The 10,483-nt window shown below is 74.3% G+C and carries 8 protein-coding genes; 5 read left to right on the forward strand and 3 right to left on the reverse strand.

Annotated features, from left to right (window positions below):
• Nucleotides 1-394: 394 nt before the first annotated feature.
• Nucleotides 395-1,369 (forward strand): bifunctional riboflavin kinase/FAD synthetase, encoded by a 975-nt coding sequence (locus tag ACZ4VL_RS39385; RefSeq protein WP_468210453.1) that lies wholly within the window; start codon nt 395-397, stop codon nt 1,367-1,369.
• A 101-nt stretch (nt 1,370-1,470) separates the two neighbouring features.
• Here the strand turns inward: ACZ4VL_RS39385 and ACZ4VL_RS39390 are convergent, their stop codons facing one another.
• The 3 genes from ACZ4VL_RS39390 to eccE all read right to left on the reverse strand — a co-directional run bounded on the left by ACZ4VL_RS39390 (nt 1,471) and on the right by eccE (nt 6,281).
• The gene (locus tag ACZ4VL_RS39390) at nt 1,471-3,984 is read right to left on the reverse strand and encodes an SCO5717 family growth-regulating ATPase (RefSeq protein WP_468210456.1); all 2,514 of its coding nucleotides are present in this window, start codon (nt 3,982-3,984) and stop codon (nt 1,471-1,473) included.
• A gap of 312 nt (nt 3,985-4,296) precedes the next feature.
• Nucleotides 4,297-5,007: a hypothetical protein gene (locus ACZ4VL_RS39395; RefSeq protein ID WP_468210458.1), complete on the reverse strand. Its 711-nt coding sequence runs from the start codon at nt 5,005-5,007 to the stop codon at nt 4,297-4,299.
• Nucleotides 5,004-6,281, reverse strand: a complete 1,278-nt coding sequence (gene eccE, locus ACZ4VL_RS39400) for a type VII secretion protein EccE (protein ID WP_468210461.1) — start codon at nt 6,279-6,281, stop codon at nt 5,004-5,006. Before eccE ends, ACZ4VL_RS39395 begins: the two co-directional genes overlap by 4 nt.
• 265 nt (nt 6,282-6,546) lie before the next feature.
• Here eccE and eccB point away from each other — a divergent pair, with 265 nt between their 5' ends.
• The 4 genes from eccB (at nt 6,547) to ACZ4VL_RS39420 (ending at nt 10,332) form a co-directional block, all read left to right on the forward strand.
• Nucleotides 6,547-8,136 carry a type VII secretion protein EccB gene (gene eccB / locus ACZ4VL_RS39405; RefSeq protein ID WP_468210464.1) on the forward strand — a complete coding sequence of 530 codons (1,590 nt, stop codon included), beginning with the start codon at nt 6,547-6,549 and terminating at the stop codon, nt 8,134-8,136.
• An 11-nt stretch (nt 8,137-8,147) separates the two neighbouring features.
• Nucleotides 8,148-9,419: a type VII secretion-associated serine protease mycosin gene (gene mycP / locus ACZ4VL_RS39410; RefSeq protein WP_468210467.1), complete on the forward strand. Its 1,272-nt coding sequence runs from the start codon at nt 8,148-8,150 to the stop codon at nt 9,417-9,419.
• Nucleotides 9,420-9,632: 213 nt separating this feature from the next.
• Complete coding sequence (locus tag ACZ4VL_RS39415; RefSeq protein WP_468210470.1) at nt 9,633-9,974, forward strand: WXG100 family type VII secretion target; 342 nt, start codon at nt 9,633-9,635, stop codon at nt 9,972-9,974.
• 49 nt (nt 9,975-10,023) lie between these two features.
• Nucleotides 10,024-10,332 (forward strand): WXG100 family type VII secretion target, encoded by a 309-nt coding sequence (locus ACZ4VL_RS39420; RefSeq protein WP_404242003.1) that lies wholly within the window; start codon nt 10,024-10,026, stop codon nt 10,330-10,332.
• Nucleotides 10,333-10,483 lie beyond the last annotated feature (151 nt).

The raw sequence follows: 10,483 nt of genomic DNA on the forward strand, positions 1-10,483 counted from the left end.
GATCACAGCCCGCTTCTTTCTCCCTCCCCCCCGCTCTGGCACGGATCGCGCACCCCCCCCCCCCCCCCCCCCCCCCCCCCCCCCCCACCACCCCCCTCGGGTAGGTCTCTATCCAGCCGAGCTCCGGTATTCACCCGTCCGAGCAGGCGCGCGGAGTGACTGGAGGGAGCACAAGGGGGCGCTTTTCCACCGTGCGGCTCCCCGGCCCCCGCCCGCGGGCCCCCGGTGCGCCGGGACGCCTCCACCGGGCCCCACGACGCCTTCCGGCCGAGATGACACAGAGCACCCTGCAGCCCGACACCGATGCGGGGCCCCGGCCCCGGGCATGGCAGTCTTAGACGTGCAATCGGCAACGAGTACAGGGCCTACACGGTTCGGGCGAGGAGCGGTCACAGTGCAGCGCTGGCGTGGCTTGGAGGACATCCCCCAGGACTGGGGGCGCAGCGTCGTCACCATCGGCTCGTACGACGGTGTGCACCGGGGCCACCAGCTGATCATCGGGCAGGCCGTGGCCCGGGCACGGGCGCTCGGCGTCCCGTCCGTCGTCGTCACCTTCGACCCCCACCCCAGCGAGGTCGTCCGTCCCGGCAGCCACCCGCCGATCCTGGCGGGCTACGACCGGCGCGCCGAGCTGATGGCCGGCCTCGGCGTCGACGCCCTGCTGGTGCTGCCGTTCACGGCCGAGTTCTCGCAGCTCTCCCCGGCCGACTTCGTCGTCAAGGTGCTCGTCGACAAGCTGCACGCCCGCGCGGTCATCGAGGGCCCCAACTTCCGCTTCGGCCACCGCGCCGCAGGCAACGTCGACTTCCTCCGCGAACTGGGCGGCACGTACGACTACGAGGTCGAGGTCATCGACCTGGTCGAGCGCGGCACGGCGGGCGGCGGCGTGCCGTTCTCCTCGACCCTCGCGCGCAAGCTCGTCGCCGAGGGCGACATGGCCGGCGCGGCCGAGGTCCTGGGTCGCCCGCACCGCGTCGAGGGCGTCGTCGTGCGCGGCGCACAGCGCGGCCGCGAGCTCGGCTACCCGACCGCCAACGTCGAGACCCCGCCGCACACCGCCGTCCCCGCCGACGGGGTGTACGCGGGCTGGCTGACGGCGAACGGCGAACGCATGCCCGCGGCGATCTCGGTGGGCACCAACCTGCAGTTCGACGCCACCGAACGGACCGTCGAGGCGTACGCGATCGACCGGGTCGGACTGGACCTCTACGGGCTGCACGTCACCGTGGACTTCCTCGCGTACGTGCGCGGCATGGCCAAGTTCGAGTCGCTGGAGGGCCTGCTGGAGGCCATCGCCGACGACGTGAAGCGCGCGCGGGAGTTGACGCGCACGTACGACGCGGAGCGCGCGCAGCACGCCGGGCGCTGAGCCGCCGCCCGACCTGAGGAAGGGCCCGCACCGGCCCCCGGGATCTCCCGGGGCGGTGCGGGCCCTTCCGTCTGTTTCCTCGTGACCCCTCTCGCCCCGGGTCAGCCCAGGCGCGGGTCGCGCGGGGGCTGTTGCCCGGGCCCGGGCTGCGGCTGCGGCTGCGTCTGCGGGTGTCCGGGCTGCTGGGGCCAGGGCTGGCCGGGCTGCTGCGGATAGGGCTGCCCGCCGGCGTACGGCTGCGGGGGCTGCTGGTACGGAGCCTGGGGCTGGGGCTGGGGCTGGGCGTAGGGCTGCTGACCCGGCTGCGGCTGCGGCTGCGGTTGGGGCTGGGCGTACGGGGGCTGCGCCTGCGGGGGCTGGGGCTGGGCGTGCGGCTGGGGTTGCGCGGGTGCCCCCCAGTGGTTCTGCTGTGCCTGCTGGGCCGCCCGTACGAAGTCCTCGGCCACGAGGGCGGCGAGGTTGAAGTACGCCTCGCGGGTCTTCGGCCGCATCAGGTCCAGGTCCACCTCGGCGCCGGCCGCGAGGTGCTCGTCGAACGGCACCACGACGACACCGCGGCAGCGGGTCTCGAAGTGCTGCACGATGTCCTCGGTCTTGATCATCTTGCTGGTCTCGCGGACCCCCGAGATGACGGTGAGGGAGCGGGAGACGAGGTCCCCGTAGCCGTGCGCGGACAGCCAGTCGAGCGTGGTGCTCGCGCTGCTGGCACCGTCCACCGAGGGGGTGGAGATGATGATCAGCTGATCGGCCAGGTCCAGGACGCCGCGCATGGCGGAGTAGAGCAGACCGGTGCCCGAGTCGGTGAGGATGATCGGGTACTGCCGGCCGAGGGTGTCGATGACGCGGCGGTAGTCCTCGTCGTTGAAGGTCGTCGAGACGGCCGGGTCCACGTCGTTGGCGATGATCTCCAGGCCGGACGGGGCCTGCGAGGTGAACCGCCGGATGTCCATGTACGAGTTCAGGTAGGGGATCGCCTGGACCAGGTCCCGGATCGTCGCACCCGTCTCGCGGCGGACGCGGCGGCCCAACGTGCCGGCGTCCGGGTTCGCGTCGATGGCGAGGATCTTGTCCTGCCGCTCGGTCGCGAGGGTCGCACCGAGGGCCGTGGTCGTCGTGGTCTTGCCGACGCCGCCCTTGAGGCTGATGACGGCGATGCGGTAGCAGGACATCACCGGCGTGCGGATGAGCTCCAGCTTGCGCTGGCGGTCGGCCTCGGCGGCCTTGCCGCCGAAGCGGAAGCCGGAGCGCTGCGGCTTCGGCTTCTGCTTGCCGCGCAGCAGCCGGTCCGAGGACAGCTCGACCGCGGCCGTGTAGCCGAGCGGAGCTCCGCCGGCGGCGGGGCCGCCGGGCTGGTAGCGCGGGTCGTGCGGCTGCGGGCCCGGCTGGGCGGCGGCGGGCCACGGGGCGCCGGTACGGGGGTCGACGTACGGCTGGGCCTGCGGCTGCGGCTGCTGGGCCTGGGCGGCCTGGGGCTGCGGCGGTACGGGGGCGGGCGCGGGGTGCGGGAAGCCGTAGCCGTCCTGCGGCGCGGCGGCGGGCGGCAGCGTGTACCCGGCCGCGTCGACGGGAGCCTGGGGCTGCGGGGGTACGGGGGCCGGGGCCGCCGGCGGGAACCCGTAGCCGTCCTGCGGCTGCGCACCGGCCGGCGGGACCGGCGGGAAGCCGTACCCGGCCTGCGGACCCTCCGGGGCGGGGAACGCGGCGGGCGGCTGCGGCAGTTCGCCGACGGGCGGCGTCACGGCCGGGTACGGCACGGGCGCGGCGTCGGCCGCAGCGGGTGGCGCGGGCGGGGCGTCCTGGGGCGCAGCCTCGGCGGAGGCCTTCCCCAGCACGACACCGGAGCCGGGCACCGCCGCGGGCGGGAACACGGGCACACCGTCCACGGGAGTGTCGGAGGGCGCGGGCGCCGGCAGCGCGGTCTCGAAGTCGCCGGCAGCCGGATGGGTCGCCAGCGCGGGCGCGGCCCCGACACCCGGAGCAGGAGCGCCGGTTGCCCCCTCGGCAGACGGCGCGGGCGCGAAGTCGGCGGCAGGCAGATGGGACGGCAGCCCCGGCGCGGAACCGGCACCCTGCACGGGCGCGCCCTGCACCGCGTCAGCGGGAGGCATCGGCATCGGCGCCGGGGGTGCGGGGGTGGGTTCGATGTCCGCCGGGGAGAGGTAGGACGGCAGTCCCGGGGCGGGCTCGGGCGCGGCCGGTACCGCGTCGGCGGGCGGCAGGGGTGCCGGGGGCGCGGGAGGCATCGGCGCCGGGGGTGCGGGGGTGGGTTCGATGTCCGCCGGCGAGGGGTAGGACGGCAGCCCGGGGGCCGGTGCCGCAGGGGCCCGGTCGGAGAGGCCCGCCGCCGGCGGGGTGGCGTCGGCCGGGGTCCGCGGGGTCGGCGGCGCGATCCGCATCGTCGGCGGGGACGCCACGTCCGACGGGCGGTGGGGTTCAAAGCCGCTGCCCTCGGGCAGGGCCGGCACCGGCGCGGCCGGGGCCGCGCTCTGCGTGTACCAGGCCGGCGGCGTGTAGTCGATGGTGAACTGGCCCGTCATCTCGGGCTCCGCGTCGGACTGATCGTCCGTCGGGACGTCCCACGTCCCGCCGCGCCTCTCGTTCCGATCGCCGCTCACTCGTCCGTCCTCCTGGTCTGTCGAACACTGGTCCGGCGCCCTCGACGCCGCGCCCACGCTCAGCCTAATCGCGTGCCGACGCCCCTGTCGGCACCCCGCCGGACCGCCGGACCGCCCGCGACCCCGACCGCCCGACCGCCCGATCGTCGGACGGCGGTGGGCGGCGGCGGACGGCGCGGGCACGGCGCGGCCGCGGCGCGCCGCCGGTACGGCAACCCTCACAGCGGGGCGGTGCCCCCTGCCTACCGGCCGCGGCAGCCTTGAGCAACCGTCACCGTCCCGCCCGCCCGCCTCCCGGAGGGCGCGGCCCGGTCAGTCGATGCGCCGGCACGGCCCCAGCAGCCCGGTCTCCGCCTCCGTGCCCTGGGTCATCACGAACTGCCGGTCCCGCGGCGTGCACCACAGGGTGACCCCGTCGCCCAGCGTCGGCAGCGAATCCACCGTCTGCCGCGGAAGGTTCATCAGGCGGCCGATCTGCTCCGCCTCGTCGGGGGACACCCGCTGGATCCCCGCCAGGGAGGAGTTCTGCAGCAGCCGCGGTGCCGTCGGGCTCAGGTACGGCAGCAGGGTCACCACCGACTGCCAGGGCGCGGCTACGACACGGCCGCGCGGCGGCCGCATCCCGCAGTCCCGGACCACCAGCACCGGACTGCCCGCCGACGCACCCTGCGGGGGTACGCGACCCACGTCGTGCAGGGTGACGCACTGCTGCCCGCCGCCCGCCGCCCGGGCCAGCGCGGACCACACCTGCGCCCGCCCGGTCTCCACCGCGACGCGGGCGCCCGTGGCCGCGGCGCGCAGCGCCAGCACCTGGGCGGTCCACACGCCGCCGATGAGCGTCACCTCGTACGGGATGGGCCGGTTGATGCCGAGCACCGCCGGCCGCCCCTGGGCGTCGACGCCGATGACGACGCCGTCGTCCCCGACCGGCAGGGCCAGGGCGTCCAGGTCCACTGCGGGGACCGTGTGCCGCTCCCGGCGCGGGCCGACGAGCCCGAAGCCGCCCCTGACCGCGTTCCTCATCGTGCGCCTCCCAGCGGCAGCGAGGCCAGCAGCCCCGGCACCTGTTCGCGGTCGAGCCGGACCAGCCCGGTGCGCACGCCGCGGGCCGTCCGCTCCAGTTCCCGGCGGGCCGCCACCAGCTCCTCGTCGCTGTGGCCGGTCACCCGTACGTGCCCGGTGAGGGTGACGCCCTGGCGCTCCGCCGGGGCCACCGTCAGGCTGAACGTGGTGGCGAGGGCCGGCAGCGAGGTCAGCAGTGCCACGAACTGCGGCAGGGACGCCGTCCCGGAGCCGCCCAGTTGCGGCCAGCGGCCGATCCAGTACGTGGTGTGGCGCCGGTCGTCGCAGCGCCAGGTCCGCGAGGTCTCCTCCGTGCGGCGGCCGGAGCCGGCCGAGCGGCCGGCCTGGGTGATCGCCCTCGGGTTCGCGCACGAGGAGGTGGCCAGTGCGGCCGTCAGCTCCTGCTCGGTGAGCACGGTGGCCCGGAAGCCGGCGCCGGCCAGCCGGCTCGTCAACTGGTCGGCCGCGCGCACCAGGCAGCGCTGGGCTCCCGCGAGCCCGCCGCCGCGCGCGGCGATCGCCTCGGGGCAGAGTTCCGGGTCGAGCTTGAGCGCGATCCAGGTCAGCCGCACCGCCGGGGTGCCCGTCCGGGCCTGGAGCGGCGCGTAGTTGCGGGTGGCCATCGACTGCGGGGGCAGGTGCGGGGCGGGCGCGGGCTGGGTGTGCTGCACCAGCTGCGCGGACTCCAACCGGATGCCGTCCACCTCCAGGACGTCCCGGACGAGCGCCAGCGGCAGCGGCCGCGCCGTCCGGTCGGGCCGCAGCGCGGTGGCGTCGCTGTCGACCTGGACGAGGGCGGTCAGGAACGTGCCGTCGCCGACCATGCCGACGGGCCGCCGGTCGCGGTCGCTGAACGTCATGGTGCGCAGCGCCGGGTCGGCCTCGACGAGCGGTGCCAGCCCCGGCTCCGTGCCCGCGGGCACGGTGAACGCCGCGGCCCGCCGCCTGCGGGCGCGCAGCGCGAGGGCGCCGCCGATCCACTCGGGCAGGGAGCGCTGGTGGCGGCGTACGACGGCGAGGACCACGAGGACCACGGCGAGCACGCCGGCGGGAACCAGCAGCAGCGGTTCGACCACCCAGGCCACCAGCAGCACGGCCGCGGCCACTTGGAGCAGTACCAGCTGTTGCAATCGGAACGGGCCGAAGCGGCCGGGGCTCGACTTCGGACTCGGCGTCACCCCGCTGCGCACGGGTGCGGGAGCGCCCGCCTGCGGTTCCGTCGCGGTGGCCGTCATTCGCCCACCTCCCCTTCCCGGGACCAGACCCCGTGAGTGCCGGGGCGGCGCGGTGCTGGCCGCGGGACCCCGGAATCTCCCCATTCCGCCCCAACAGGCCCTGATTAGCCCGGTGTGGAAGGCTGTGGAAGGCGCTGAGCGGCGGCCTCACCCTACCCGGCCCGTCCGCCTCCTCGATCAAGAGGCATAGTAGGTGCCCGGTCCGACAAACGAGGCCCGGGGACCGCGGTCGCCGACCGGGTCGTGCGGGGAGAAGCAGACGGTCATGGCATCACGGCGTGATGAACTCAACGCGTACACCTTTGCGAAGCGGCGGACGGTGGCCGCGTTCCTCCAGCCCACCGCGACCGGTTCCGAGGAGGGTGCGCCGCGGCCCCTGCGCGCCGTCGTCCCGGGGCTGGTGATGGGGGCGGTCGTCCTCGCCGGGTTCGGCGCCTGGGGCATGTTCAAGCCGCAGGCCCCCAAGGGCTGGGACGAGCCCGGCACCAAGGTCCTCGTCGGCAAGCAGTCGACGACCCGGTACGTGGTCCTCACGACCAAGGTGAACGGCAAGGACCAGACCCGCCTGCACCCGGTGCTCAACCTCGCCTCCGCCCGACTCCTCCTCGATCCGCAGAAGTTCAAGGTCCTGCAGATCGACGACAAGGTCCTCGACGCGGGCAGGCCGCCGCGCGGCCCCATCATCGGCATCCCCTACGCCCCCGACCGGCTGCCCGCCCCGAAGGACGCGGGCAAGGCCAAGCGCTGGGCCGTCTGCCAGGCGCCGGGCGGCAACGGGCAGACCGTGCAGACCGCCACCTTCGTCCTCGCCGACCGCGAGGCGGGCATGATGGACGACGAGCGCCGGCTCACCGACAGCCAGATGCTGTACGTGCAGAACACCGGCGGCGCCAAGGAGCGTTACCTCGTCGACAGCACGGGGACCAGGTACAAGTTCCCCGAAGGCACGCCCGACGCGGGCAAGATGACCAACGCGCTGGTCGGCAACACCGGCGCCACCCCGCAGCAGGTCACCGAGCAGTGGCTGGCCACGCTCAACTCCGGTGAGGACCTGGCCTTCCCGCAGCTGCCCGCCGCAGCTGGCACCAAGGCCGACGTACCGGGCCTGGGCACCGCCGACAACAAGGTCGGCATGGTGCTGCGGGCCCAGACCGGCTCGGGCGCCCAGCACTACGTGGTGCTGCCCGGCAAGGTCGCCCCGGTCTCCGACTTCGTGGCCTGGCTGCTGATCTCGGCGCCCGCCACGGACGGCCTCAACATGCACGGCAAGCCGCGCGAGGTCGACCTCCAGAGCCTCAACCCGGAGCAGACGCCGTTCAAGGGCGAGGCCCGCTGGCCGGCCCGCAAGACCACCCGCATCAACCAGGCCCCGACCGGCGAGAACGCCTCCGCGCAGGGCGGCGGGCCGCGCGACACCGTCTGCAACGTGCTGCGCTCGGTCGACGGCAAGGGCGGCCAGACCCTGAGCACCTGGGCCGGCACCGGATTCCCCGTCGACATGACCGCCAGCGGCACCAGCGCGTACGTCACCCCCGGCTCCGGGCTGCTCTACACCCAGGTCCAGGGCAAGCAGACCACCGCGGGCGGTGCCCTGTTCCTCGTCACCGACACCGGCCTGCGGTACGCCGTCCAGGCCAACGGGGACAGCGACGCCGAGAAGTCGAAGATCGGCGCCCCGGACCAGCAGGGCGGCGGCCAGGGCGCCGGCGAGGGCCGGCCCGAGGCCAGCCAGGCGCAGATCCGGCTCGGCTACGGCGGCATCACCCCCGCCCTGGTGCCCATCGCGTGGTCGGAGTTCCTCTCCAAGGGGCCCCGCCTGGACACCAACTCGGCCCGTCAGCCGCAGGGTTCGTGAGGAGGCCGCCGATGACCCGCTCCCCGTACGGGCGCCGCGCGCTCCTCACCGCGGCCGCCGCCCTGGCCGCGGCCTGCGGCACGACCGCGACGACCGCGGCAGCCGCTCCTACCACGGCCGCCCCTGCGACGGCCGCCGTAGCCCCCGCCCTGCGTCCCGCCGGCGCGGGGGAGTGCACCTTCCCCATGAAGAAGCAGATCGCCGACCGCCCCTGGGCCCTCCAGCGGCTCCTGCTGGACACGCTCTGGGCCCGGACCAAGGGCAAGGACAAGGACGGCAAGCCGGTCCGCGTCGCCGTCATCGACACCGGCGTGGACCGGGTGAACCCGCAGCTCAGCGGTGCCCTCGACGTGGGCTCGGGCAAGGACTTCCTCGACCCCAAGGGCGGCGACGGCACGGCCGACACCGTCGGCCACGGCACGAAGGTCGCCGGGATCATCGCGGCCCGCCCGCAGGAGGGCACCGGCTTCGTGGGCCTCGCCCCGGAAGCCGTGATCATCCCGATCCGGCAGAACGACGGCCAGGGCAAGGGCAACGCCCTCTCCCTCGGCCAGGCCGTCGACCACGCCGTCGCCAAGGGCGCCCAGGTCATCAACATCTCCCAGGACACCGACGTCCCGATGACCGCCGACACCGAGCTCGGGAAGGCGGTCCAGCGCGCCGTCGACGCGAAGGTGCTGGTCGTCGCCTCCGCCGGCAACGACGGCGCCAGCGGCCAGAAGCGCAGGACCTACCCGGCGGCCTTCCCCGGTGTCCTGGCCGTGGCCTCCTCGGACCGCAACAACGAGCGGGCCGTGTTCTCCCAGCCCGGCGACTTCGTCGGCATCGCCGCGCCCGGCGTCGACATGGTCTCCACCGTTCCCGGCTTCGGGCAGTGCATCGACAACGGCACCAGCTTCTCGGCGCCGTACGTCGCCGGCGTCGCGGCCCTGCTGCGCGCCGAGCACCCCGACTGGTCGCCGCAGGAGGTGGTCTGGCAGATCCAGAACACCGCCGAGCGCTCGGTCAACGGCCGTGACGACTACGTCGGCTGGGGCGTCGTCGACCCGGTGCGCGCCGTCACCCAGGACCATGAGCGGCCGAAGGCCCCGGTACCCGACCCGGGCCCGCCGCCGGCGGCCGCGCCCGAGGCGGCGGCCATGCGGCTGACCGAGACCGCGCAGGAGCGGGACGAGCGGATCGGCACGTACGCCCTGGGGATCGGCGCCGTGCTGATCGCCGTCATCGGCGGGGCGGCGACCGTCGTCCGGGACGCCCGGCGGCGCCGCGGCCGTTTGCAGTGAACGGTCACAGTTCATCCACAGATGCAGGCCGCTGGTGTTGGGGCTGTGACATGAACTGGCTAGAGTGACACCAGGCTTCACGACTGTGATCGGGGGATCGCGTGAGGCGGAGGGGGAATTCCCCGGCGGGCGGAGCACATTCGCAGCCGGGACGTCCGCTCCGCTGCGCAATCCGTCGGTTCTGCCGGCGAATTGAGATGTGAGGAGCTTCGGATGAGCAACAACTTCGGACTTGCGGACGATCCGGTCGTCCAGGCGAAGAACAAGATCGAGACGACGGCCAACGCCGTCACCAAGCAGGCCCGTGAGCTGGCCGACATCCTCGCCACGGTGAGCGCCGGCTGGACCGGTGTCGGTGCCGACGGCTTCGTCTCCGCCCAGAACACCGTCAACGAGGACCACGACGAGATCCGCCGCCTGCTGGGTGTCCTGCACAACGCGGTCGCGCAGACCAAGAACCTGAGCAACGCCCAGGACGACGAGGTGCGCGCCGCGTTCAAGGCCGTCCAGGCAGCCTCCGGCAACCAGAACACCTCGGGCCTCAACGGCGTCTGACCGCCGCGTCGTCCCCCACCAGCTCAAGCCCAGCGCGAAGGAGAAGACCATGGCGTCCAACGACGGGGCAACCCGGGTACGGTACGAGAGCGTCCAGGAGATGGCGAACCGCATCCGCACCGTCTCCAAGAACATCATCGACGACCTGGCGGAGATGGAGCAGGCCCTCAAGGTCGTCACCGACACCTGGGACGGTGAGGCGCACAAGGAGTACGTCACGCTCCAGGGCAAGTACCGGCAGAAGGCCGACCACATGAAGGACCAGCTGGAGAAGGTCGCCCAGCTGATCGAGCGCGGCAAGGGCGACTACCGCGCCACCGACGTGAAGGCCTCCCGCCTGTTCACCGAGGCCTACTGAGCCGCACGGCCTCCGAGCCGCACCGGGGCGGGGGGGGGGGGGGGGGGGGGGGAGCAGGGGGGGGGGGGGGGTTGTTTCCCTTGTTGCTTGGGGTGTTTGTTTTGGTGGTGTCCCCTGTCTCGGGCTAAACGCCCCCCCCCTGGGGGGGAGA

This window comes from Streptomyces sp. NPDC029014, from assembly GCF_055564695.1.